The 26,560-nt window shown below is 31.1% G+C and carries 19 protein-coding genes and 1 pseudogene; 8 read left to right on the top strand and 12 right to left on the bottom strand.

What is annotated here, in order from left to right:
• From CD129_RS08710 to CD129_RS08700, 3 genes are all read left to right on the top strand, one after another.
• Positions 1–1,983, top strand: a 1,983-nt coding sequence (locus CD129_RS08710) for an AAA domain-containing protein (RefSeq protein ID WP_256681905.1), incomplete at its 5' end; no start/stop codon positions are given.
• Positions 1,984–2,004: 21 nt separating this feature from the next.
• Positions 2,005–2,532, top strand: a complete 528-nt coding sequence (locus CD129_RS08705) for a DUF4064 domain-containing protein (RefSeq protein WP_115336996.1) — start codon at positions 2,005–2,007, stop codon at positions 2,530–2,532.
• A gap of 144 nt (positions 2,533–2,676) precedes the next feature.
• Positions 2,677–3,818, top strand: a protein-coding gene (locus CD129_RS08700) for an IS3 family transposase (RefSeq protein WP_115336997.1) whose coding sequence is annotated in 2 segments (ribosomal slippage) — positions 2,677–2,947 and positions 2,947–3,818 — 1,143 coding nt in all. Because the reading frame shifts where the segments join, the coding sequence is not laid out codon by codon here.
• Between the two features lie 87 nt (positions 3,819–3,905).
• Here CD129_RS08700 and CD129_RS08695 read toward each other — a convergent pair.
• Together CD129_RS08695 and CD129_RS08690 are read right to left on the bottom strand one after the other, a co-directional pair.
• A pseudogene (locus tag CD129_RS08695) lies at positions 3,906–6,787 on the bottom strand (DEAD/DEAH box helicase).
• Between the two features lie 2 nt (positions 6,788–6,789).
• Positions 6,790–7,182 carry a (deoxy)nucleoside triphosphate pyrophosphohydrolase gene (locus CD129_RS08690; protein WP_115336998.1) on the bottom strand — a complete coding sequence of 131 codons (393 nt, stop codon included), beginning with the start codon at positions 7,180–7,182 and terminating at the stop codon, positions 6,790–6,792.
• Between the two features lie 261 nt (positions 7,183–7,443).
• On the opposite strand from CD129_RS08690, the gene CD129_RS08685 reads away from it, so the two are divergent.
• The 5 genes from CD129_RS08685 (at position 7,444) to CD129_RS08665 (ending at position 14,060) form a co-directional block, all read left to right on the top strand.
• Entirely contained in the window at positions 7,444–8,466 is a 1,023-nt protein-coding gene (locus tag CD129_RS08685; RefSeq protein WP_078357517.1) for a TAXI family TRAP transporter solute-binding subunit, read from the top strand.
• Positions 8,456–10,378 (top strand): TRAP transporter permease, encoded by a 1,923-nt coding sequence (locus CD129_RS08680; protein WP_115336999.1) that lies wholly within the window; start codon positions 8,456–8,458, stop codon positions 10,376–10,378. The genes CD129_RS08685 and CD129_RS08680 overlap by 11 nt, the downstream gene beginning before the upstream one ends.
• The gene (locus CD129_RS08675; protein WP_078357515.1) at positions 10,379–11,083 is read left to right on the top strand and encodes a FadR/GntR family transcriptional regulator; all 705 of its coding nucleotides are present in this window, start codon (positions 10,379–10,381) and stop codon (positions 11,081–11,083) included.
• A gap of 63 nt (positions 11,084–11,146) precedes the next feature.
• A complete protein-coding gene (lhgO, locus tag CD129_RS08670) occupies positions 11,147–12,337 on the top strand; it encodes an L-2-hydroxyglutarate oxidase (RefSeq protein ID WP_078357514.1) in 1,191 nt (396 codons plus the stop codon).
• A gap of 367 nt (positions 12,338–12,704) precedes the next feature.
• Positions 12,705–14,060 (top strand): GntP family permease, encoded by a 1,356-nt coding sequence (locus CD129_RS08665; protein ID WP_107509548.1) that lies wholly within the window; start codon positions 12,705–12,707, stop codon positions 14,058–14,060.
• A 72-nt stretch (positions 14,061–14,132) separates the two neighbouring features.
• Here the strand turns inward: CD129_RS08665 and CD129_RS13460 are convergent, their stop codons facing one another.
• The 10 genes from CD129_RS13460 to CD129_RS08615 all read right to left on the bottom strand — a co-directional run bounded on the left by CD129_RS13460 (position 14,133) and on the right by CD129_RS08615 (position 26,439).
• A complete protein-coding gene (locus CD129_RS13460; protein ID WP_256681906.1) occupies positions 14,133–14,210 on the bottom strand; it encodes a type II toxin-antitoxin system YoeB family toxin in 78 nt (25 codons plus the stop codon).
• 73 nt (positions 14,211–14,283) lie between these two features.
• The gene (locus tag CD129_RS08655; protein WP_078357509.1) at positions 14,284–14,841 is read right to left on the bottom strand and encodes a YdhK family protein; all 558 of its coding nucleotides are present in this window, start codon (positions 14,839–14,841) and stop codon (positions 14,284–14,286) included.
• A gap of 15 nt (positions 14,842–14,856) precedes the next feature.
• Complete coding sequence (locus CD129_RS08650) at positions 14,857–16,893, bottom strand: heavy metal translocating P-type ATPase (protein ID WP_174221858.1); 2,037 nt, start codon at positions 16,891–16,893, stop codon at positions 14,857–14,859.
• Between the two features lie 949 nt (positions 16,894–17,842).
• Positions 17,843–18,826: a FecCD family ABC transporter permease gene (locus tag CD129_RS08645; protein WP_115337001.1), complete on the bottom strand. Its 984-nt coding sequence runs from the start codon at positions 18,824–18,826 to the stop codon at positions 17,843–17,845.
• Positions 18,823–19,821, bottom strand: a complete 999-nt coding sequence (locus tag CD129_RS08640; protein WP_078357505.1) for a FecCD family ABC transporter permease — start codon at positions 19,819–19,821, stop codon at positions 18,823–18,825. The genes CD129_RS08645 and CD129_RS08640 overlap by 4 nt, the downstream gene beginning before the upstream one ends.
• Positions 19,811–20,740, bottom strand: a complete 930-nt coding sequence (locus CD129_RS08635) for an ABC transporter substrate-binding protein (RefSeq protein WP_115337002.1) — start codon at positions 20,738–20,740, stop codon at positions 19,811–19,813. Before CD129_RS08635 ends, CD129_RS08640 begins: the two co-directional genes overlap by 11 nt.
• 189 nt (positions 20,741–20,929) lie before the next feature.
• Entirely contained in the window at positions 20,930–22,054 is a 1,125-nt protein-coding gene (locus CD129_RS08630; protein ID WP_115337003.1) for an alanine racemase, read from the bottom strand.
• Complete coding sequence (locus CD129_RS08625) at positions 22,038–23,210, bottom strand: MFS transporter (protein WP_115337004.1); 1,173 nt, start codon at positions 23,208–23,210, stop codon at positions 22,038–22,040. Before CD129_RS08625 ends, CD129_RS08630 begins: the two co-directional genes overlap by 17 nt.
• Positions 23,191–24,876 carry an IucA/IucC family protein gene (locus tag CD129_RS08620; protein WP_115337005.1) on the bottom strand — a complete coding sequence of 562 codons (1,686 nt, stop codon included), beginning with the start codon at positions 24,874–24,876 and terminating at the stop codon, positions 23,191–23,193. Before CD129_RS08620 ends, CD129_RS08625 begins: the two co-directional genes overlap by 20 nt.
• Complete coding sequence (locus CD129_RS08615; RefSeq protein WP_115337006.1) at positions 24,877–26,439, bottom strand: IucA/IucC family protein; 1,563 nt, start codon at positions 26,437–26,439, stop codon at positions 24,877–24,879.
• Positions 26,440–26,560: the final 121 nt, after the last annotated feature.

Genomic DNA, 26,560 nt, shown 5'->3' with positions numbered 1-26,560 from the left:
GGTAAAAATACTGATTTAAATTTATTGAATAATCAAATACAATTTATTAATGAGTTGAATATACATTCATTAGATAATAAAGATAAAAATAAAATTAAAGATATACTTAATTTTAAAATAAATTACACAAATGAATTTAAAATATTAGAAGAACAATTTCTTGTAGTGAATGAGGCGACAAATACTCTAGTCGAAGAGTATAAATATAGTAAAAGTAAGTTAGAAGATCTAAAGCTTAATGAATTAAATGAGAAAATCGATTTATGGTTGAAGGGACATATTGACTTTAAACATTGGACATTAGTAAATGAACAATTTGATAAATTAAAAGAAATTTTAAATACTGATGTTAGGAATATATTTATCGAAAACTCAAAAGATAATAATTTATTTCAATTAATCATGAAGGATTTAATTGAAAAACTTATTCAAAAGTATTTTACTTTGAATTATACTTTAGATTCTTTTAATAGCTTTGAACTAGAACAAAAAATTCAACTTTTAAAAAATAAAGAAAAAGAATTTAGTGATGTAACTATAGAAAACACAATATATAAAATGCAACAAAACTTAACTAATAAACGTGCTAATGAAGCATTTGAAAAAGATTTCTTAGTGTTACAAAAAGCGATAAGAAGTAGAGGAAGAGGCCAATCAATTCGAACAATCTTTAATAATACTTCAAATATTATCCAAGATATATTTCCAGTAATGCTAATGAGTCCATTGTCTATCGCTCAATATATTGATCCAAAATTCCCAAAATTTGATTTAGTTATCTTTGATGAAGCATCTCAAATTCCAACAGATGTCGCAATTGGAGCAATTTCTAGAGCAGAAAATTGTATTATTGTTGGAGATCCAAAGCAAATGCCTCCGACTTCGTTCTTTAGTTCGAATAATATAGATGAAGATAATCTTGAATTAGAAGACTTAGAAAGTTTATTAGATGATTGTCTGGCTTCAAATTTTCCTGAGAAATATTTAAAATGGCATTATCGTTCTAATCATGAAAGTCTAATACATTATAGTAATTTAACATATTACAACAGTTCACTATTTACGTATCCTTCTTCAGATGCATTATCATCTAAAGTATTTTTCGAAAATGTTAATGGGATATACAAAAGAGGTAGTCATCGAAATAATGAGATAGAAGCTAAAGCAGTTGTAGATGTGTTAATTAAACATTTGAAAAGCAATAGTGATGATTCTATTGGGGTAATAACTTTCAATATACAGCAACAGAATCTCATTGAAGATATGTTTAATATAGTGTTAGTTGACAACCCAGATTTGGATCATAAAAACCAAAATTCTTCAGAACCAATATTTATTAAAAATTTAGAAAATGTTCAGGGTGATGAAAGAGACGTTATTTTGTTTTCAACTACTTTTGGTCCAGATGAGAACAATAACATGACAATGAATTTTGGTCCATTAAATAAAAATGGTGGATGGAGAAGATTGAATGTAGCTATTACCAGAGCTAGAAAAGAAATGAAAGTAATTTCTTCTTTTGATCCTGAAGATATTGATCTTAAACGTACTAAATCTGAAGGTGTAAGAGGTCTAAAAGGATTTCTCCAATATGCTAGGAATGCTAAGTCGTTACCTGCAATTAAAAATAATTTAACTGATGATAAAAATGGAATTGCAACAATTCTTCAAGAAAAACTTTTAGAGCATAATATAGAATCAAAAGTTCATTTAGGAAACTCAGAATATAAAATTGATTTAGCTATTGTTGATCCAAGTAACCCAAATAAATATATCTTAGCAATTTTAATAGACGGTGAACACTATTATAAATCTCAAACATCAAATGATAGAAATGTTATACAACCGAGTGTATTAAATAGTTTAGGCTGGGATATTCATAGAATATGGGCGATTGATTGGTATGAGGATAAGAATAAAGAGGTTGATCGAGTAATTACCAAAATTAAAGAAATGGAAACTCAGAAGGTAAATGAAAAATAAGTTTAAGGAGATTATAGAAAAATGATTAAAAGAACAACTGAACGTACTTTTATTTGGATAGGTATAGCGGTCCAAATATTAATCTTATTAGTTTGTGGATTGCTATTATGGTATTCAAATAGTGATGGTGCTGTTATAGACATGATGAACAGTAACTCTATTTCTATAGATGAAGCCAAATCTACATTAAACATTTTATCTGGATTTATGATAATTGAATTGATTTGGGGAGTCATTTTAATGGGTCTTGCAATAACTTCTATAGTTTGGACAGATAAAAAAACAAGAGTAGCAGGTATTATATTGATAGTTATAGGTATATTATCGATTATATTAAATTGGGTTGCGGTAATTATGTGGATTATAGCAGGTACAATGTTAATTAGAAGAAAACCAAAAACTTCTTTATATAATGAATTTGAAGAAAATAATGAAAGTTTTCAAGATGAAAATCCTTTTTTAGCTAATGAAAAAAATAGTAATGATAGTGAAGATTATGTAGAAGAACAAGAAACAAAAAATGACGTTGAGGATCCGTATAAATATTAAATGGTCAAAGTAAAAAAGTATCCTATATTAGAAATAAAAAACACTTTCCATAAATTCATGCGCTAACCCCATGATGTGGGAGTAAAATAAAAACACTTTCGTTGAATTCATATTAAAATGAATTTATACGGAGGTGTTTTTTCTATGAAAAGAGTGGCATATTCAGTTGAAACAAAATATAAAGTAGTAGAAATGAAACTTAAAGGATATAGTACAAGAGAAATAATGGATGCTTTAAATATTAAAAATGAATCTCAAGTTAAAGTGTGGTGGAAATGGTATAGAAATGGGGAAACACATAGATTCAATCAACAAGTAGGTAAACAATATTCCTACGGAAAAGGAAATGAAGAATTGAGTACTGTTGAGACGCTAAAAATTGAATTAAAGCGCAAAGAAGTAGAAAATGAAATTTTAAAAAAGTACAAGGAATTGGAAAGGAAGTGGTCCCAGAGGTAGTTGTTGAATTAGTAAATGAATTGAAATCTAAATATACAGTGAAAGTCATTTTAGAAACTTTAGATATTCCAAAATCAAATTATTACAGATGGAAAAACAAAGATTTCAGTATATCTGAGGATGAACGAGAAATTATAGAACTATGTAAGAAACATCGTTTTACATATGGTTATAGAAAAATAACTGCCTTGTTAAATAGAAAAAATAATAAACCAATTAATCACAAAAAAGTACAAAGGATTATGCAAAAACATAATTTAAATTGTAAAGTACGAATGAAAAAATCGAAAAGACCAGGGAATGCATATTATAAAACACATAATCTATTAAATAGAAACTTCAAAGCAGAGAAACCTTTAGAAGTACTTTTAACAGATATCACTTATTTACCCTTCAGGAATACAATGTTGTATCTTTCATCTATCATGGATGCTTACAATGGTGAAATTGTGGCATATAAAATCGGTAATAAACAAAATCAAGAATTAGTAAATGAGACATTAAAACAACTTCAATTGGAACCAGGTACTATATTACATAGTGATCAAGGAAGTGTGTATACTTCTTATGAATACTATGCCCTATGTACAGAAAAAGGCATTACCAGAAGCATGTCCCGTAAGGGAACGCCAGCTGATAATGCCCCAATAGAATGTTTTCATGCCTCTCTAAAGTGTGAAACATTCTACTTAAACAGTGAGCTTAGAAGCTCTAATACCATTGTAATAGATATTGTCGAAAATTACATTGAAAACTATAATAAAGTTAGAATTCAACAAAAACTAGGCTACTTATCCCCTATAGAATATAGGAAATTAGCAGCCTAGAAAATAGTGTTTTTATTGAGCTCCCTTAGTAAGGGTGCAGTGCCTTCAATAAGAATTTATGGAAAGTGTTTTTATTTGTAAAGCGTTCTATTCCTCAATTATATACCTATAAATTTCATCTTGTACGGGTTTTTCCATGGATAATGTCATCGTTACGACGTTGTTTTTCTTTTCGTTTGGCATGATTGTTTGTTCTGCTGTGCCTTCTAGATAGTGTGCTTTTCCTAGGAAATAATATTCTTTTCCGTCTGCTGAATCTTCTTTTTTAACGAAAATATACATATCTATATTTTTTCTTTATGTGCCATAATTTCGATTACTTCTTTTGAGTTTAATGTCTTGTCTGATCTTGTGAACCATTTGAGTTCGTCTGGGCTAAGGAATTCATCTTCGTACTTTGTATTATCACTGATATCATCTTGTTTATGATATGTGATAAAGATGGGTAGGGTATTATGTTTAGATTTATATCCATAGATTGTACTGGATTCATCTTTATCCCAGTTTAGTAATTTAACGAAATCTTTTCTTGTATATTTGTTGTATAGGATGAGACGGTTTTGGTTTCCATGATGTGTTGTGTTATTATATTGTGCTAATTGGATTATATCTTCTACATATGTTTTGAAAAGTAGGTTTTCAAGTGATGCCGCAAATGTTTTTGTTAATGTTACTTCATCGTTTGAAATTGTTATGATTGGCTCGCCATATGTTTTGTTTATTGTAACGCTATAGAAGCTATAGTCTAATATTTTTAAAGTTGTTTCGATATCTTTAAGTGTAACTTTAGGATCTACTTTTTGTGCGAGTGTTAATAGTTCTTGTATTTTATGTGGTCTTTCGATTATTGTATTTAAAATTGTATGATCTACGTTCTTTAGTCCGGGTGCTATTTCTCTAGATAAGAATGTTAAATTCAACTTTTCATTCTCAGTTAGTTGGTCTTCTATTTTCTTTGATTTAACAAGAAATTCGTGATAGTTTTTATAGTTACTTTCAGATGAATATATGACGCTAGGATCTATAGAGTTCTGTCTAATAAAGTCCATGAGTAAAGGCATTCGACCTATTCTTTGTTCTACTTCGTTATAGGCTTGTTTAATATGAGATGCTGCACTTAATTTGGCTTGTTTGAGTGAATTGTATATTTTCTTTTTAGCGATTTCTTCAAAGTTAATTGTTGAAACACCACTTAAGACAGTATTACTAGTTAAGAATCTTCTATAGTTATCTTTATTTTGTGATTGATCGCCGGATAAAGCGACAGGGATTAGGTAGTTCTTTTCATAGTTACCTATAAAGTCTATAACTGTTACATATTCTTTATTATCACTCTTTCTAAGTCCTCTACCAAGTTGTTGAATAAAGATAATACTAGATTCAGTTTCTCTCAACATAACAATTTGGTTTACAGGCGCAATATCTATACCTTCGTTAAATAGATTAACGGTAATGATATAATTGATTTCTCCTGATTTAAGCTGTTCGATCGCTTCTTGTCGTTTTTCTGAATTATCTTCACCTGTTAAAGCTCTTGAAGGTACTTGATGTAATGTTAATTTTTCAGCTAAATCTTTTGCTTCGTCTTTTCTACTAACAAAAATAAGTCCCTTTAATTCATCACCAGAGTATCCATAGTATTGAGTTTTTTCTAATATATGTTTGACTCTTTCATTGGAAGTTAAATCAGTTAAACTACTAAAATCATCAGTAGCTTTACCATCACGAACATAGTCAGTAACGCCAAAATAGTGGAATGGACAAAGTATTTCACTTTCGAGAGCTTTTTGTAATCGGATTTCATAAGCAATATTGTAATCAAACATTTCAAATATGTTTAAGTTATCTGTTCTTTCTGGTGTAGCGGTCATTCCTAGAACGAAATTAGGAGTAAAATAGTTGAACACTTTCTGATATGACTTAGCTGCAGAACGATGAGCTTCATCGTAAACGATATAATCAAAATGATTTTGATCAAACTGACTGTATACATCATCTTTTGATAATGTTTGAATTGTAGCAAATAAATATTTTGAATGAATGGCTTTATTTTTACCAGTTAATAATCCAAAGTCTTCATCTTTGGAGAAAGGTAGTACTTTTTTGAATTCTTCAATTGCTTTCCTTAAGATTTCTTCATTGTGAACAATAAATAAAAATTTATTCGGATTATAGCTTCTGACATCTAGTGCACACAAAATGGTCTTACCCGTACCAGTTTCAGAAATAATGAGTGACTTATCTTTACCACTTTTTCTAAGTTCAGCTAATGAATGTAAAGCTTCTTTTTGCATTATATTCGGTTCGATTTTAACAGCTTGATCGATATTATTTTGAATTTCATTTTGCTCTTGTGTAATACGTATAGCATTCTTTAAATTGCGCTCATCATATGTAAGTTCATATTCTTTAATCCAGGCATTTGATAGTGGGGAACTCTTCTCCCATAGTTCATCAAATTGCGCTTTTACATTATAAACAAGATCACCATTCTTCTGAGTAGAAAGTAAGATATTGTGTTCGTAATTTACTTTTAGTGCATTCGAAGTTAAATTAGAACTTCCAACAATCATAGAAGCATAATGTTCATGCTCAAATACATAACCTTTAGCATGGAAACCGTTGACATCGGTCAGTCTGACATCAACATTATTAAGTTTCAATAATTCTTTATACATTTTAGGTGTATTAAACCCTAAATAGTTAGATGTAATGATTTTACCTTTAATGCCTTTTTGATTTAAATCATAAAGGTGTGATTTTAAACTAGCTAATCCACTTTCAGTAATAAAGGCAACTGAAATCGTAAATGATTTACATTTATATAGTTCATTAATAATCGTTGAAAGTACATTCTCTTCTTTATTATTAATCAATAATTTAGGCATGAAATTACCTTTATGAGAGATAGTGCGATCAATAAATCCTTTATGTAGTGACTGATTAAAGTCTTCTAATAAATTATTCATTGTTATCCCTCATCTACAATAATTTTCACAGCAGGTATGTCTGCTGGCGCCCATTCTAACGATTCTAATTCATTAACCTCTAGCCATTTAATATTTTTATGTTCAGTCAAAGTAGGCATCTTTTCTTTTAATTTGCATTTATATGTATGAAGATTAACAATTCCAAAATCATATTCATAAGCAGTAGATGTGATTTTCTCTCCAACTTCTAAATCACATAACATTTCTTCTTTTATTTCACGTTTTAATGCATCAATTTCAGATTCATCTTTTTCAACTTTACCACCAGGAAATTCCCACATTAGAGGTAAACTCATATTTTCATTTCTTTGCGCACAAAGAACTTTATTATTAGAAAAAATGATAGCACCAACAACTTCGATTTGTTTTTTCAAAATATTACCTCCAAAATATCGTATTTATTTATATTTTAACAAAATATTGCCGCTACGGTAATATTTTGTAAATTTACGATCAAGAAAGGTGCAATTTTAGATGATTTTAGTGAAATTTTATATCTGAAAAAATTAGAAATATATATAAAATGATGAATGAATAATTGCATATATTTAAAAATTCATTGAAAAAAGTAAAATTACAATAAAGACTTGTAATACAAGTGAAAGCGCTTTATTTAAATTTAGGGGGGATTATTTATGAAGTTTCGCTTGATGAGTTTATTAATATGTATGGCATTAATATTAGCTGGATGTAATTTTGAAAAAAAGAAAACATATAACATTGCAACTGCATCAACAGGAGGTACCTATTACCCAATAGGAGTAGGCATGGGGCAACTATGGACTAAACATTATCGAGATCAAAATACTAAATTTAATGGTCAATCTTCTGCTGGTTCAGTAGAAAATATTGATTTAATGAAACAAAATGAAGCCGACTTTTCAATTTTACAAGGTTTGATTTCAACACAAGCATCTCAAGGAACAGGTATTTACAAAGATGAAAAATATGATTCATTACGTTCAATGAGTATGATTTGGCCAAATGTCGAACACTTTGTCTTGAAAAATAGTGATGTAAAAACTGGAACAATTGCTGACATAAAAGGAAGTTCATTTTCAGTGGGACCTAGAGCTAGTGGTACTGAACAGTCAACTTTAATGATGATGAAAGGTATAGGACAAACAAAAAAAGATATTTCACCTGAATATTTAGGTTACGAAGAAACAATATCAGCAATGAGAGATGGAAGATTAGATGGTGGTTCCTTACCAGCAGGTGTACCTGTATCATCTATAACAGATATGTATGCTTCAGGAGTAAATGCATCGATTTTAGAGGTTACTGATAAACAAATGAAAGATATTAATAGCCAAGTAGATACTTGGTATCGTTATACGATTAAAAAAGGTACATATCCAAAACAGAAAAAAGATATTCAAACGATTGCACAACCAAATATACTCGTAACAACTAAAGAGATGGACCCAGATATGGTTTATAACTTAACGAAAATGTTACATGAAAATCGTGATTTCATGATAGATGTACATAACTCAGCGAAAGAAATGAAATTAGAGACTGCTCTTAATGGTTTAAATACGCCTTTGCATGAAGGAGCATATCGATATTATAAAGAAAAAGGTCTTAAAATTGATGACAGATTAATCCCTGAAGAAGTTAAAGAAAAAGAAGGGGGTAATCAAGATGAAAAATAAAGTAGAAAAAGAAGTGATGTCTCAAGTTAGAGAATTACAAGGTGGCAGTAAATATTTATTTAATGGCATAGCAATTATTTTGTCTATATTTGTTTTATCAGCCTCAAGCTTTTTAAACTTACAGACTTTTCATCAAAATTCAATATTCTTAATACTAATAGTATTACTAGGGTTTATGTTATACCCAACTAGTAAAAAAGGAGTTGAAAAAACACGACCTTCTGTTGTTGATATAATTTTCATTGTTTTAACAATAGTGGGTATTGGATACATTATTCTTAATTACACTACTTTACATGTTGATAGAGCATCACAAGCAAATACAACTGATTACATATTTGCTGTCATAGCTATCATAGTGTTATTTGAAATTACAAGAAGAACGATTGGAATTTTCATACCATTACTAAGTATATTTGCAATAATTTATGCCTTATACGGAAATTATTTTCCTATCGATTTTGCACATTCAGGATTTAGTATTAAACGATTATTATATCGTTTCTATATGACTACTGAAGGTATATTTGGTAGTACGCTATCAATTCCAGCAACATACATTATGTTATTCATTTTATTTGGAGCATTTTTAGGAGTAAGTGGAGCAAGTAAATTATTTAATGATTTAGCATTAGCTATAGCAGGTCAGCGTCGTGGAGGTCCTGCACAAGTAGCGGTTATTACAAGTGCTTTAACTGGATCATTAAATGGTAGTGCAGTTGCTAACGTGGCAACTACTGGATCATTTACAATTCCTTTAATGAAAAATATTGGACTAACACCAAGGTTTGCTGGTGGTGTTGAAGCTGCAGCTTCAACTGGTGGTATGATTATGCCACCTATTATGGGGGCTGCTGCATTTATAATGGCAGGTTTTCTTGGTGTGCCATATACAACAATAGTCCTTGCAGGTATTATACCGGCATTATTCTATTATATTGCTTTAGTATGGGCAATTGACACAGAATCAAAAAAGAAAGGATTAAAAGGGGTAAGTAAAGACAGCATTCCTTTAATTAGAGAGGTATTAAAAGAAAGAGGCGCGTTGCTATTACCAATTATAGTTGTAATTGTAGCATTATTAATAGGAAAAACAGCAATATTTGCAGGGTTTTCCGGTATTATATCCGCAATATTAGCTTCATATTTAACTAAGGATAAATCAACAAGAGTAACATTTAAAAAGTTTTTTGAAGCTTTAATTGATGGTGCTAAAGGTTCAATTCAAGTAGCTTTAGCCTGTGCTTCGGTTGGTATAGTAATCGCTACTGTAGGTATGACAGGTGTAGGGTCTATGCTTGCTTATAATGTTATTGATATAGCAGGTGGACACCTAATAGTAATATTAATAATGGTTATGATAACTTGTATAGTACTAAGCTTTGGTTTACCTTCAACTGCTCTATATATAGTAGTTGCAGTTACTGTGGCTCCATCTTTAGTTCAAGCAGGAGTGGAACCACTTGCAGCTCATTTCTTTGTATTTTATTTTGGAGCAATGTCTAATGTAACACCACCAGTTGCACTAGCAGCATATACTGGTGCAGGTATAGCAAATGCTGATCCAGTAAAAACATCTTGGACAGCTTTACGTCTAGCGCTACCTGGATTTATTATTCCATTCTTGCTTGTATATAATCCAGAGCTATTATTAAATAATCCAACTGGTAATATTAATATTGGTGAATTAATTGTAACAATAGTTATTTCATTAGTTGGTATATACGCTTTAGTAGTAGGTATGGGTAATTATTTATTAGTTAAATTAAATATAATAGAAAGAATTTTATTTATAGCGTTTGCTGTAATGCTTATTTTCCCTGAAATGATAACAAGTATTATTGGAATTATAGGTGTTATTTTGTTAATTGGGATGCATTATATTAAAACTAAGAAGGTAGGCGTATCCTAAATGGAACATGATAGTTCAAAGCGTTTATCAGAAGTTATATTTGAAGAGCTAGTTACAAGAATAAAAAATAATAAATATAAAATAGGTGACAGACTACCCTCAGAGTCAATATTGTCAAAAGAATTTGAAGTAAGTAGATATCCTATAAGAGAGGCACTAAGCAAGCTTGATTCTATCGGATATATTGAGTCATTTCAAGGTAAAGGTAGTTATGTTATAAATAATGATGCTTCAGATTCTTTTAGACAGCATGCTTTTGGAAGATTTTCAGATAAAGATTTGCTTGATATTTTGGAGATGAGAACCATTATAGAAGTTGAAGCTGCTGGAATTTGTGCTATCAGAAGAACTGAAGAAGATATGACATTTATTGATTATGCATTTCAAGAATATAAAAAAGCACATCAAGATGAATATGCACTTGGTTTAGAAGCAGATTATAATTTTCATAAATGCATAGTGCAATGTACTAAAAATCAATATATGATTAAGACTTTTGAGAATTTAGAAGAAATCCATTTAAATGCATTGGAATATTCATTGAATTTAAATAAAGGCATGATTGAAAAAAGAGAAAGTGTAATTAAAGAGCATGAAATTATATATAATGCCATAAAAAATCAAGAAGAATCTAATGCAAAAAAAGCAATGAAAAAACATTTAGTTACAATGAGAAAGAAATTGGGCGATATAAGGTGCAGGTGATATGTATGAAGAATGTTGGAATTGAAGTAGAAGCTTGTGATATTAATGTGTAAGGAGGATTTTATGAAAACTGATGTAGTAATTATTGGTGGAGGTATTATTGGGTTTAGTACTGGATATCATTTAAAATTACAAAATCCTGAGTTAGATATTTTAGTATTAGAAAAAGAAAAGAGTTTTGCAGAACACCAAACTGGTCATAATAGTGGAGTAATTCATTCAGGCATTTATTATAAGCCAGGTTCACATAAAGCTGAATTTAGTAAAAAGGGTTCACAATCTATGATTGATTTTTGTAAAAAATACAAACTTCCATTTAATCAATGTGGCAAAATAATTGTTGCTACAGCTGAGGAAGAGTTAAAAAAATTACATGAATTATATGAAAGAGGACTACAAAATGGACTTTCAGTAAAATTACTAGATGCGGAAGCAGTAAATAAGATTGAACCATATGTGAATACAGTAGGTGGTATAAAAGTAGAAGAAACGGCGATTGTAGATTATAAAAAAGTAACAAAACAATTTAAATTATTATTTGAAGAATTAGGTGGAAAAGTTGAATTTAATACTCCAGTGACACACATTGAAGTGTCAGAGGATAATATTATTGTAGAAAGCCATAGTAAAAAATTTAGAGCTAAAAATATAATTAATTGTGCTGGTTTATATAGTGATAAAATTGCTCAAATGAGTGGTGTAGATACAACTATTCAAATCATTCCATTTAGAGGAGAATACTATCAACTTAATACTAATGCTGAAAAATATGTAAATACTTTGATTTATCCAGTACCAAATCCTGATTTGCCTTTTTTAGGAGTACACTTTACAAATATGATTGATGGAGGTGTTGATGTCGGACCAAATGCGGTACTTGGATTAAAAAAAGAAGCATATGGAAAAATAGATTTTCATAAAAATGAAACACTAGAAATTTTAAAATTTCCTGGGTTATATAAGATGGGATTAAAAAATATAAAAGAAGCATTAGGAGAATATTATCGATCCTTTAATAAAAAAGCCTTTGTTAAAAATGCACAAAAACTCATTCCCTCAATAAAAAATGAAGATATCAAACCAATAGAAGCGGGTGTAAGAGCACAAGCAATGTTAAATGATGGTACATTATTAGATGATTTTGTTTTTGAAAAAGGTAAGCATTCATTACATGTTTTAAATGCACCATCACCAGCAGCCACTTGTTCAATAGAAATTGGAAAAGAAATTGCAAAAGAGTATAAAAAACTGTGAAAATAAATTGTTGAAAAAGCAGAGAAATCTGCTTTTTTAATAAAAAGATTTTGAATACCATTAAAATTATCTTATAAATTACTCGCTATTTTTTGATTTTATAGTAATAATAATTTAAATTATATTGACTCATTGAGTCTCTTTCTATAGCTCTATGGTTTTCTAAATAAACAGGCAGTAAAGCAATGCCTTTTAAATTAAAAATATCTAGTTATGCTCATGATTTTATAATACATAACAAACGTATTGAAATATGTAATATTAAAAGATAAAATTGTAATAATACATGTAAGCGGTTTAATTTATTTTAAGAGATTTATTTGGAATGGATCCACTTTAAGAGATAGATAAACTGAGGAGGGGCAACATGAATAGTGATTTATACTTAATATTGATTGCAGTAATAGGTATCGGTGTACTACTTTATTTAGTTATGGTATCTAAATTACAAGCCTTTGTTGCGCTACTTATTTCAAGTGTTCTTATTGGCTTAGCTTCAGGTATGGACTTAAACAAAATAGTTGAAACTGTTGAAAGTGGGATGGGCGGTACTTTAGGGTTTATAGCTGTTGTTGTTGGTCTTGGTGCCATGTTTGGTGAAGTGTTAAAAGTTTCTGGTGGTGCAGAGAGATTAGCTTTAACAATGGTTAATAAATTTGGTGACAATAAGGCGCAATGGGCACTTGGTATAACTGGCTTCATTGTATCTATACCTGTATTTCTAGATGTGGCCTTAGTTATTTTAATCCCAATAGTTTATAGTTTAGCTCAAAAGTCTAAGAAGCCTATACTTTTTTATGGTATTCCTTTATTAGCAGGTTTAGCTGTAACACATGCATTTGTTCCACCAACACCTGGACCGATTACAGTAGCTAAAATGTTAGGGGTAGACTTAGGATGGGTTATACTATTTGGTGTAATTGCTGGGATACCTGCAATGATTATAGCAGGTCCAATTTTCGGAACATTTATCAGTAAGAAAGTACATATCGAAATGCCAGATATCGCAAAACTGCATGGAGAAGTAAAAGGTATTAAATCAGAAAAAGATCTACCTAGCTTTGCTTTAGTAGTGAGTCTGATTTTAATTCCTTTAATTTTAATATTAATTAATACCGTATCAGGTGTCGTTTTGCCAGACGGTATGGTTAAAGATGTTCTTACATTTGTTGGTCATCCTTTTATAGCATTGATCATTACAGTATTATTAACATTTTGGTTATTAGGTACTAGAAGAGGTTACACTAAAGACGAATTACAAGAAATTGCAACTAAAGCATTGGAACCAGCAGGTATTATTATCTTGATTACCGGTGCGGGTGGTGTATTCAAACAAACTTTAATTGATAGTGGTGTTGGTAAAGTAATGGGTGAATTTATGGCACAAACGAGCTTACCAATAGTAATGGTAGCATTCTTAATCTCGTTGTTCGTTCGTGTAGCACAAGGTTCTGCAACAGTAGCAATGGTAACAGGAGCCGGACTTGTCTCACCAATAATTGCTGACATGTCAGTATCACAGCCAGTGTTGGGACTTATAACAATCGCAATCGCGGCAGGATCCACAGCGGTATCACACGTAAATGACTCAGGATTCTGGTTAGTAAATAGGTTCTTCGGAATGACAGAAAAGCAAACACTCAAGACATGGACAGTAATGGAAACAATAATTGGATTTGTTGGATTTGCTGTTGTGATGATATTAAGTTTGTTTATAAAGTAGGAAATAAGAAAATATAAATAAAAAATCGAGGCTGAGACAATTAACTTGTCTCAGCCTCAAATCATTATATAGTCAGTAATGATACCTACAAGAAATAATTAAGATAGATGAATCTTTTATTGTATATACTAGTCTATGTTTATAATTAATTCTTTTTTACCAACTTCTTATCTTTTTCTTGAAAATACTAGGTTTTTGCTTGATAAAATTAATAAACTTATATTTAACGTGCTTTTAGTTCATCGCTTGTCATCCATTTATGATTTTTAACCATTTTGTCATCTTCCGTTGATTTATAATCAACTACATAAACAGTTGTTTTGTTTACATCATCTATTTTTGCTTCTGAGCCTTTCATACCATTCATGTGGTCTGCTTCTAATTTAACAGTGTCTCCTTTTTTGAATCCTTCTTTAGGTGCATCTGCTACTTCTTCATTAACGACCCATTTATGATTTTTAACTTTTTTTCCGCCATCTTTAGGTGTATAAGTTACTTCATAAGCATAAGTTTCATATGCACCTTTAACCGTACCTTTAGCGTTTTTCATACCAGGCATATGACCTTCTGTAATCGTAACTTTATCATCTTTTTTAAATTTACTGTCTTCTGTAGTTTTCATACCTTTAGGAACTTTACTATCGCTTTTATGATCCATATGCTCCATATTTTCTTCTTGCTTGTGATTTTTATCTTTTTTGTTTTCGTCCTCTTTATCTGATGAACAAGCTGATAATACCAATCCTGATGCTAATAAAATAAAGCTTAATTTTTTAATCATTTTTAAATCTCCTTATTAGTTTAATTTTAGTGTGAAAGCGTTAATTGCTACGATAATCGTACTGAATGACATGAGTATAGCTCCTACAGCAGGGGATAAGATTATTCCGATAGAAGCTAGTATTCCCGCTGCTAAAGGTACAGCGATAATGTTGTATCCAGCTCCCCACCAAAGGTTTTGAATCATTTTTTTCATTGTATTTTGAGAAAGATTTAAGAAACTAATAATGTCTGATGGATTGCTTTTAACGAGTATGACGTCACCAGATTCAACAGCAACATCTGTACCTGCACCTATAGCCATGCCAATATCGGCTCTAATAAGACTTGGTGCATCATTAATACCATCGCCAACCATCATCACTTTACTACCTTTTGATTGATAATCTTTAATAATATTTTCTTTATCTTCGGGCATTAATTGTGAATGGACATCATCAATACCTAATTTTTCAGCAACTGCTTGGGCTACTTCGTTATTATCACCTGTAAGCATGACAGGTGTGATGTTTCTAGATAATAGATCTGAAACCATTTGTTTTGAAGTTTCTTTAATTTTATCACCTTGTGCGATAACACCAATAACTTGTTTGTCATCAATTAAATAACTAACAGAGTTGCCTTCTTTAGCAAGTTTAGTAAATTGGTCTTTATTGTAATCAAATTTATTTTGATCTAAATAAGTGACATTTGTTATTTTTAATTTTCTATTATTAACAGTACCTTCTAGTCCGACACCTGGTAAGTTGTTGACTTCCTTAGGGCTAGAATAGGAAATATTTTTACTTTTAACGTAATTGACAATACCAGTAGCAAGTGGGTGATTTGAATTACTTTCTAAGGAAGCAAATAAACTCAATACATCTTCATCTTTTAACTGTTTATCAAAACTTTCATAATGATTAACTGAGAAATTCCCTTCAGTTAATGTGCCTGTTTTATCCATCATGATATAACTTAAATGTCGGGCAGTTTCTACTGATTCTCTATTTTTGATAATTAAACCATTGTGAGCACCAATAGATGTAGAACGGGCAGTAACTAAAGGAATTGCTAATCCTAAAGCATGTGGACAAGCAATGACGAGTACTGTTACAAGACGTTCAAGTGCAAAATCAAAATCATTATGGATAAGCATCCATACTATAAATGAAATTAAACCGATACTAACTGCAAAGTAGAATAAATAACCAGCTACTTTATCAGATAATAACTCAGCTTTGGACTTATCATTTTGTGCTTGATTTACAAGTCCCATTACTTGAGAGAGATAGCCATTTTCACCAGTAGCAGTAACTTTTACTCGTATCGTACCTGAACCATTGATAGAACCGCCAATAACTTCATCGTCAAATACTTTAGGAACGAGCTTCGATTCACCCGTTACTAATGCTTCGTCAATAGATGTCTCACCTTGTATGATGATACCGTCAGCGGGTATGCTTTCACCAGCTTTAACTTCAACGATATCATCAATATCAATTTCAGATATCTTTACTTCTTGGCGTTCGTCTTCACTGATTATTTTTATAGCTGTCTTAGGTAAGAGTTCTGCCATTTTCTTCAAAGCATTACTGGCATTACCAACAGCATTCATTTCAATCCAGTGACCTAATAACATAATGACAATTAAAGTAGCTAACTCCCAGAAAAAGTCCATAGTATGTGCTACGTTAGTAAAGTTATTCATATAGAATGCATATAAACTATAAATATATGCAACAGAAATACCTAGCGTGACTAATGTCATCATACCAGGTTTTTTACTTAGAATTTCATGTTTAGCACCAGTAATAAATGGTTTTCCACCATAAAAGAATAATGTTGTAGCAAGAACTAATACAATCCAATTTGAACCTTTGAATGAAAATTGAAACGGCAATGTTATCCCCATCATAGGTGATAGAATAATAATAGGTATTGCGAAAATTAATGAAATAAAGAATTTACTTTTAAAATCACCATGGTGATGAGCGTGATCACTGTGATCACCATGGGTTTCATGATTTTGATGGTTATGGTGTCCATGATTATGTTCGTTTTCTTTATTCAAGATAGTAAACCTCCTATTTATAAAATTTTAAAATAACTAGTTAATAATCATAGTATATCATATACCCCATATAGGTATATAGTGGAATGATTTATTAGTGATTTTATTGTTCAATAACAACAATCATGGTTTACAATAAATAGTGATAACAAACCTTCCAAGAACTTTATAAATAAGAAAGGTAGATACAAATTGGAGCTGAAAATATGGAGATATAAGATTATGCAATACGCGTAATCAATTTAAAAAATGACAATAATCTTTCTTCAATTATAAAAGAAAGAGACAAACAAATAGAAATTTTGAATGAAATAGTAAGAGACTAAAAAAGTGTAGTGGTGAGAGGATAAATATGTAATGACTTAAAAATTTGTTTTGTGTATAGGAGATGTGTAAATGAGTAAAACACGTTTAATCATAACGCCATTAATTATAAGTTTAATACTTACACTTATTATATATTTTTTGTTTTTAATTCTTGATTTAATAACAAATTTTCATACTTCTGACGTGTTATTAAACGTAGATTTTATAAGGAATTATGAAAATATGACTTTGATAGAAGAGTTGAGCTACCATTACTTAACTACTTTAATCATAGTAATCATCACTATTGTTATTTATGTTAATTACATTAATTTAAAACCGCTATTTTTTATAATATTATTAATCACTTTCACTATTTTGTATCCATTTCTTATAAAATTGTCAGTAAGGGATATGTTTGAATATAGCTTAAATGAACATGTTATTTGGATAGTTGGGCATATGTTATTTCTATACTTATTAAACACTATTATGACAAGTCAATGTCTCAGGATTCTAGTTAGTAAATAGAGTCTTCGTGCGATTCGCATAGATTTACCTAGATCCACAGCATCCTATCCATATACAACAAAAAACGAAGAGGCTGAGACAACTATTTTGTCCCATTCTCTTCGTTTTTATATTATTTTCTACTTTTGATTAACAAATACATAAAGAATGGTGAACCGATGAGTGCTGTGAATATTCCTGCTGGGATTTCTTTTGGTAAGAAGATGGTTCTTCCTATTAAGTCACTCAATAATATAATGATTGCACCAATGATTGCGCTATATAACAAGCGATTTCTAAATTGATGTCCTCCAAGTCTCATTGCAATATGTGGTGCGATTAATCCGACAAATTGTATGCCACCTACGTAACTCATCGATATACCTATTAAGATACTCATTGAAATGAGGGCAATGACGGTTATGTATTGATAAGGATTACCTAATGCAAATGACAAGTTTCTTCCTAAATAATGTACATCAAATGATCTTGCATAGTACAACAGTATAAACATTACGATGAGTAATATACTTCCTACTATCATAACTTGATTATATTCTGCTTGATGTACTGAACCTGTAATCCATATTTGTGCTTGGGCACTACGTTTATTTGAAGTCAAAATTAAGAACATAACAATTGCCTGACAAAGTATGTTAAAACTAATACCTATCAAGATTAAACGGTCTCGTTTGTAACTTTTTCTTAAAGCTAAAAAGTACAATAGCGCTGTAATAATGACAGCTCCTAGCATAGAGAATATCGGTTGATAAGTAATGGGTAATAATAACGCTTCTGTACTTGTTGTTAACACTATTAAAAACATTAAAGACCCTACATTTGCACCTTGTGATATACCAATGACATCTGGTGATGCTAAAGGATTCTTAGTGATGAATTGTAAGACGCACCCTGCGATACCAAGGGCTGCACCAGTTACGATTGCGAGTAAGACTCTTGGCAGTCTTAATGTATTAATAACAAGATTAGTATAAGGATCTCCTAATTTAAAGAGGCCGCTTAATACATTTTGTGGCGCGATAAAGCTATCTCCTAACATGAGCGTAAGTACAGTAGTTAACATGAGCATTATGATTAGTGTGATTAATTTCTTCATTCTGTTAACTCCTTACGTTTAAGAATTAAATAAATGAATATTGGTGTACCGATCAGTGCTGTTGTAATACCTACAGGAAGTTCTCTCGGCATGAGTAAATATCGACTCAAAATATCACTTAGTAATAGAAGACAGCCACCTAATATACCTGATAATGGTATGACGATAAAGTGGTTATGTGACTTGCATATCAATTTTGCAACGTGTGGTGTAATAAGACCTATAAATGAAATCGGCCCTGCTAATGCAACTGCCGTACCACTTAAAAGGACAACTGCAATCATTGTAAATATTTTAATGGTTAATATTTTAGCTCCAAGACCTTTCAGTGCATCATCACTCAACATATATAAATTGAGTGGTTTAGCCATGTATAAAGCAATGATTAATCCGCCAACAATGAATGGCCAAATATAGATTAAAATATTGATATTTTTATTAGCAACAGAACCATTTAACCAATATATCAATTCTTCTATTGCTGATTCATTATAAATAAGCAAACCTTGTGTAATTGCCATACAAAATGCACTAATGCTCGCGCCGAATAAAGTTAATTCCATTGCATTAAACGGTTTGTAAGGTAAGGTTGTTGCTAAAATGATTAGTGTTGCAATAATGATTGTACCGATGAAAGCCATAAATGCTAATTGAAATCCACCGTTCATACCGAATCCAACAGTAGCAATTACTACCATTAAACTCGCACCACTGTTAACACCCATGATGCCAGGGCTTGCAAATGGGTTACGGGTAATGGTTTGGATCATTACACCACTAATACCCATTAAAACACCGACAACCCCGCCCAAAATTGCGCGAGGTAGTCTTAAATGTGTGAGTACACGTTGATCTTTAATTGTTTCTCCGTTGATATAATGATGCCATATATCTAAAAAGCTGAAATGTTTATAACCGAGCATCATACTTAAGATGAATAGTAAGATAAACAATCCTGTGAATAGGAGAAACCACCAAAGGTATTTATTTTTCACTTAGCTTTTCCTTTAAATCGTCAATCATCATATTGGCAGATAACACACCACCAGAAGTGTTCCAAACAGCGTCATCTACTTTATAGACATGACCTTTCTTAGATGCTTCTAAGTCTTTAAATGCTGGATCATTTATCCATTCTTTTTCTAACTGAGATACTTTCTTATCATCTTCTTGGAAAGTGAAGTAGAAGATATAGTCTCCATCCATTGCTTTCATTCGTTCTTTCGTAACACCTTTTTCAGCAAAGTCATCTTTATCTTGACCTTTAGGACGTTTAATTCCTAACTCATCTAAGATCACACCAGAGAATGTATCTTTATGGTATATTCTAACGTCTCCAGGCATAAAGCGAACCATTGAAACTTCTGAATTTGCTTTATCACCAATTTCTTTTTTAGCTTTTTCTACATGTTTATCATAATTGCTTAGAACTTCTTTACCTTTATCTTCTTGATTTAAAGCTTTTGCATATAAACTGAAGTTATCTTTCCAATCTCCACGTAATTCGTTTGAAAATACTGTCGGAGCAATTTCGGAAAGCTTCTTGTATTGAGCTTCTTGTCTGAATTTGTTACCGATAATTAAATCTGGTTTTAATTTAGCGATTTTTTCTAAGTTGATTTCACTTTCTCCACCAACTGGCTCAATACCTTTGTATTTCTTTTCTAAATGTTTATACCAAGGATTACCTGTATATGAATTAGCAGCTCCAACTGGTTTAACGCCCATTGAAACAACAGCTTCAGTACCTTCATTTGTTAAGACTACAACACGTTTAGGATCTTTAGGCACTTTAGTTGTACCCATAGCATGTTTAACTTCATGCGTATCTTTATTTGAAGATTCCTCTTGCTTACTACCACAAGCTGCAAGCATTACAACTAAAACTAATAATAATGATAAAAGTCTTCTCATTTGCTTTACCTCTTTCTAAGTCAAATTTATGATAATGATTTTCATTATCAATTATAAAATATTTCCTTTTTTTGTCAATATAAAATTTGATTGTGATTCTAACCTATGTATAATTCCGAGCTAAAATGCTGAACATGCTGATAAATATACCATAAAACTCGGATATACGAAATCTGTGTATAGTTGTGCTTAAATATAGCGGATGACAGGTAGTTCATGAGATAAAAATTGTAAATGACTGATGTCGTATCCATAGCTACCAGCGTATTTAAACATGACCCAATCTCCTGTTTTTATATGGTTAATTTTATAAGGTTGGCCGAATACGTCATTAGGGGTACATAATTTACCTGCAAATACGACTGTATCATCAGTGATTGATTTAGTTCTAGCAATTGTTTCTTTGGATTCTAAAATTTCATAAGGCTGATTATGGTTCCATGCTTTAGGAAATCTGAAATGATTTGTGCCACCATTTAATAATACAAATGTCTTGTCATGCATGGATTTAATATCAAATACATTTGCTGCATAGTAACCAATTGGTCCCGTAACAAAACGACCTAATTCAAATGTTAAGCGAGGTAAGTGGTGAATACGTGTTGCAAAGTAGTCAAAGTCAAACAGCTTTTGTTCATCATAATCTATACCAATACCTCCACCTACATTGATGGAATAGTCTTCAGGTAAATGTGCTTTATATTGATTTGTAAATTCGACTGCACTTTCTATGAATGTTACATGTGCATCCTCATCTAAATTATTGCTCATTGAATGAAAATGAAAACCAGTGAATGTGATACCCTTCGTTTCTTTGCAGATTTGCATGGCTTCATTGATATCACTGTAGGGCATGCCAAATTGTGTTGGAACACCTGCCATTTTCAACCTTGCTGTAGATTTAATATTGCTTAAATTAATTCGGATCATCACTTCAATAGTTTGGTTAGTATCTTTAAGTAAATCTTTTAAATAATCTAGTTCAAATAGACTTTCTACTTGAATAGACTTTACATGTTCTTCTAATGCATATTCTAAGTGTCTCTTAGTCTTCACTGGACCACCATATATAATGGGAATGTCTGAAGAAAGCGATCTTGCTTTTTCAATTTTACCTGAAGAGGCAACCTCAAATCCTGAAACAAAAGGTAAAAGCGTTTCTAAAATTTTGAGATTTGAGTTCGCCTTTACGGCATAATAAATATCATGTTTAGTAACAGACCTTATCCAATTGATTCTATTTTTTAATTCTGTTAAATCGTAAATATAATAATCATGATTTGGGTCTTCAAGTGTCTTAGCTATTCTGTTCATATTGATTCTCCTTATTTATCATGAGCATGACGCAAATGAGTGTTAAGAGCAGTCCAGAAATCATTGTGATATAAACAATTTTTATGTTGAACTGTTCAAATATAAAGCTTAGTAAAATACCACCGAGCGGAATGAATCCTTTATCCATCATGGAAATAGATAATACAGAGCCTCTATATTTAGCTTCTACATGTTGTTGTACAAGAATTCTATTAGTTGTTCTAAATGCTTGTGATGCGAAGCCCATTAATAATAGGACCGCAGCATATAAATAAATATTTTTTATGAACATGAGTAATACAATCGTGATGATAAATATAACAGTCCATAGTTTTAAACTTTTTATACTGTTCATGTCTTTTGAATGCATAAAAATCAGCAATATGATAATAGAACCTGCTGCAATCATTGCTGTAAAGAGTGAATAGATCATCGTGCGACTGCCAAATTGTTCGTCTACAATACTAGGTAGAATAATCGTATAAGAAAAGCCAAACAACATTGAGAACACACTTGATAACATCAGCAGTATGATAACTGGTTGAGATCTTAAGTATGACCATATTTTATGTTTTGCTTTCTTTTGATGATGTACTTCAGGTAAAGTTTGGTTGAGTAATATGACCATTAAACTTCCTAGTATCGGCAATGATAAGACGACGTTCGAGTTCAACTGTGCTAATAATAAACCACCAAGAAATGGACCGATCAATCTCGCAAGATTTAATATTAATGCATTTAAACTGATAGCTTTATGCAAGCGGTCAGGTGACACGAAACTTTGAATCAATGCATTCCTTTGAATCGTATCAATTGCTTGGAAGAAGGACCGCACCATAATGATAAATAGAATGATATAAATATTCCATTTTTGCCAAAATGCACAAACTACACTTACCGTTAATAACATATTAAATATATGGATGATATACATTAACTTTGTTGAGCTAACGGTGTCGATGAGTTTACCAATAATAAACGCAAAGGCTAACTGTGGCATTAATCTTGCAAAGTTAATATAAGCGATATAGATGGCACTTCCCGTTAGCTGCAACGTAATCCAATTTAACGCAATAATATCTACCCAATCAATCGTTCGAGCGATACACTGAGAACTTATAAAACGATGATAAGGATTAAATTTTAACTTCATCATTCATTAAGAGCGGGTTTGCTCTTTGTACATAAATATCTTGTTTATCATTTGATATGCGCATCGTTAACAATGCTTTTTCGTTTATAGTCTCTGTGTAGAATGCTTTTATATCTGCTTCAGTATGTTCTCTGTTTTGAGTTTTTAACATTTCAAATACAGCTTTGAATTTACGATTAATACGATGCCATAATTGTTTCTTATCATAATGAAAATCTTCGCTAAAATGATGAACGAGCGTGTTTAAATGATTGCTAATTAAAGTGTTTTGCACTTTTTCGTACATGCTATCCGTTGTAGCGTTTGTTAAAGCATCGCTTAATTTTAACCATTCGGGAACGCGACTCGTATCAATACGTAGACCGCCAAAGTCTCTTACATGTAAACGAATAGGGACACCGTGAATAAATTCAAATGACATATTTTGCAGATGTGCTTCTAAGCCAATGCCATATTTCGTCATAAGTGTGAGGGCAGTCTCAACTAATATCGAAGTATATTGATCGAACCAATCGATTGGTGTTTGCGTTTCGCGAGCTGATTCAATAACATCGATGTAAACTTTTTTGTTATTTTCGTTAAATTCAAATAAACATGTGGCAGTATAAAGCAATGATTGTGTTTGTAAGTATTGCGTGTTATTTTCTCGTAGGATAAATGATAAATTACGTTGTTTATCTTCTTGTTCGTGAATGTAAGTCATACCGCCATATTCTAAAACAGGCAAACTAATATCATTTAGACGTTTGTCAGTCTTATATATTAATTTAAAATATTCTCCAATATTTTTAGAATTAATAATACTATTATTGCTTATCGAACGTATCGTTGAAGTCATTTGTGAATTTACAGGCAGTTTAATAATGGGTGTAACGGCATCTAATGGACAGACAGTTCGGAATGATGAAGTACTTTTAACTAAACCACCTTTATGTTGTAATGGGATAATTTCTTTGGATTGAATTTCTTCAAGATAAACATTAGGTATAACATGTTCGTATTGATAAGGATGAACAGGTATTAAGTCATAACCATCTGGAATTAATCCCGTATAGCCACTAAATTCTGCTATTGTATTCATTTCGGATGTTTCTAAATTGTTATAAAGTAGTCCTTTTTTAACGAATAACCAGTTAAGTTTGAAAGCTTGATTATATTCGGGTGAATATTGCATGACTTCTTTGAAAGATAGTCCTAATTTTGTCTTAGCACATGGATGTATATTATGTCCTGTAATGACATACTGTTCACTGTGTAATAATGGATGATCACTTTTAGGTGTATGCGAACAGTGAATGAAACTCATTGCTTGATTGATAAGATGATTTTCTATTTCAACAAGTAATTTATGATAGTTAAATGCGTCATTGCTGTGATGATTAAGCCAATTTATCAATTCAAGTGGATCATGAATATTAAGCGTAGTCTCACCTTCAATTATTTGAATATGATGATTGCGTGAATCGTAAGTGATGTATATACGATCGCTAATATATAATACTGAGATATCATTTACTGTTTCTACACGTGTAATGGGATGTGTGACTTCTTCATACAAACATGTTAATAATTTCTTGAATGTGATAGTAATGCTATCTTGTATACATTGTTCGATGTAATGGCGCTCGTATTTTTCTGTATTTGCATATACCTCGTTAGTCCAACGCATTTATTTGTCCTCCATGAATAACGGATTATTAATTTTTGTATATTGATAGTCGTAACCTTCAGAGAAAATTCTCATTTTTAATAATGATTTAATATTGAAAGCGGGTTGTTCTAAAATATTTATTTCAGGTGCACAATGTTCGTGATGTTCAGCAATTATACTTCGAATAATCGTATAGCCTTCTTCACTTTTATAACCGTAAGATTCCAATACTTGTATCAGTTGGAATAGGTGATTATAAAGTACTGAGTGAGAGAATACGGATAATAAATCTTCAAATGAATCAGTGATTAATCCAGTAGAAGAATGAATGTCTATATCTCGATCAAATAGTCTTACACCACCAAAGTCTCTAACATAAATAGAGATAGGCATGCCGTCTTTTATTACAACCGTACTGTTTTGCATATGTGCCTCTAAACTAATGCCTTCTTCTAAAATTAATCGATAAGTAGCTTCTAACAAAATATGTGCGTATTCAGTTAAGAATAGCTCAGCAGCAGATTGGAATGATACATTTTGAGCGTTCATTATCGTTTCAATGCATTCAATCAATATATGCTTCTTAGTAATGAAACTTTTAGTAATAAGGCTACCGCATACTAAATGATGGCTATTAGTATCATGGGGTATACGTTCTCTCAACATATAACTACATTTATTGGCATGCTCTTGATTAACATTTAAATAAGCGCCAGATAAGTCTCGTTGGATATAACTCTTATGATATCCATTTGCACGGTATATACGTTCAACAGCTTCACTAAGTACAATGCCATTGTGGATAGAAGCGGGAGATACATTTCTAACTGCACTTGTAGCTTGTACATTGACTGCCGTCTTAACAATATAATCCAGCTCTGCAACATCTAAAGTTCTAAATGATAATAGCGGACTACTTTCAATAGCTAAATCGTATAAAGATATCATAAATTGATTAGTGAACAAGTCTTCAAACTGTGGTCTCATGAAGTATTCAAGTTGCCATTCGTGAATAAACAGTAACGAATAATCTTTAAGCTGTATTTGATGAGTCTGACAGTATTCATGAACCCTCTGCTTAAATTTATCTAATTCATTAGTTTGAGTCGTATGGACTTCATTAACGATTGTCGCGTCACATAATACAGGAATAACTTTTACTGAATTTCGAAATTCAGGAGAATATTTAATTACCTCATTTATATCTAAACCTAATTTGGTCTTAGTCATAGGATGAAAAGGATGTCCCTCAGTTACACTTTGTTCAAAAAAGACCTCAGTTAGTGCTTCATTCTCAACAAATTCAAAAATATTATGATATTTCTTAGCATATTGGTTATGGTCTTGTTCAAATTGAATATAACTCAACGTTAAATTGCGAATAGAATTGCGAATTTCATTCACAATACGGGCATCTTTAAAAATAGAGTCTTGATCAATATGTTCAAATTTAGCAAGTTGATTAACACGACCAATAACTTCGTCGTAAGCCTTCTTGTATAGAATTTCTATATCTTCCACAGTGAAATCTTGAAAATAATTATGTATATCTTGAATGTAATCGTTAGCAACAATTTCCAAAAAAATCAACTTCCTTTATAATTTATATATTTTATAGTGAGAAACATTCTCAATTATAAAATGTTTGAGTATTTTGTCAATGAAAGGTAATAATAAAAAATAATTGCAAGCTATTATATTG

The sequence above is a fragment of the Mammaliicoccus fleurettii genome (assembly GCF_003970575.1).
Lineage (GTDB): Bacteria > Bacillota > Bacilli > Staphylococcales > Staphylococcaceae > Mammaliicoccus > Mammaliicoccus fleurettii.
Note: the sequence above shows the minus strand (reverse complement) of the source record. Positions and strands in the feature narration are given on the sequence as shown.

Coding starts and splice junctions, on each gene's coding strand:
- CD129_RS08625 (WP_115337004.1), bottom strand. CDS start 23,210: ATGATGAAGTTAAAATTTAATCCTTATCATCGTTTTATAAGTTCTCAG.
- CD129_RS08705 (WP_115336996.1), top strand. CDS start 2,005: ATGATTAAAAGAACAACTGAACGTACTTTTATTTGGATAGGTATAGCG.
- CD129_RS08685 (WP_078357517.1), top strand. CDS start 7,444: ATGAAGTTTCGCTTGATGAGTTTATTAATATGTATGGCATTAATATTA.
- CD129_RS08620 (WP_115337005.1), bottom strand. CDS start 24,876: ATGCGTTGGACTAACGAGGTATATGCAAATACAGAAAAATACGAGCGC.
- CD129_RS08630 (WP_115337003.1), bottom strand. CDS start 22,054: ATGAACAGAATAGCTAAGACACTTGAAGACCCAAATCATGATTATTAT.
- CD129_RS08680 (WP_115336999.1), top strand. CDS start 8,456: ATGAAAAATAAAGTAGAAAAAGAAGTGATGTCTCAAGTTAGAGAATTA.
- CD129_RS08675 (WP_078357515.1), top strand. CDS start 10,379: ATGGAACATGATAGTTCAAAGCGTTTATCAGAAGTTATATTTGAAGAG.
- lhgO (WP_078357514.1), top strand. CDS start 11,147: ATGAAAACTGATGTAGTAATTATTGGTGGAGGTATTATTGGGTTTAGT.
- CD129_RS08655 (WP_078357509.1), bottom strand. CDS start 14,841: ATGATTAAAAAATTAAGCTTTATTTTATTAGCATCAGGATTGGTATTA.
- CD129_RS08645 (WP_115337001.1), bottom strand. CDS start 18,826: ATGAAGAAATTAATCACACTAATCATAATGCTCATGTTAACTACTGTA.
- CD129_RS08665 (WP_107509548.1), top strand. CDS start 12,705: ATGAATAGTGATTTATACTTAATATTGATTGCAGTAATAGGTATCGGT.
- CD129_RS08635 (WP_115337002.1), bottom strand. CDS start 20,740: ATGAGAAGACTTTTATCATTATTATTAGTTTTAGTTGTAATGCTTGCA.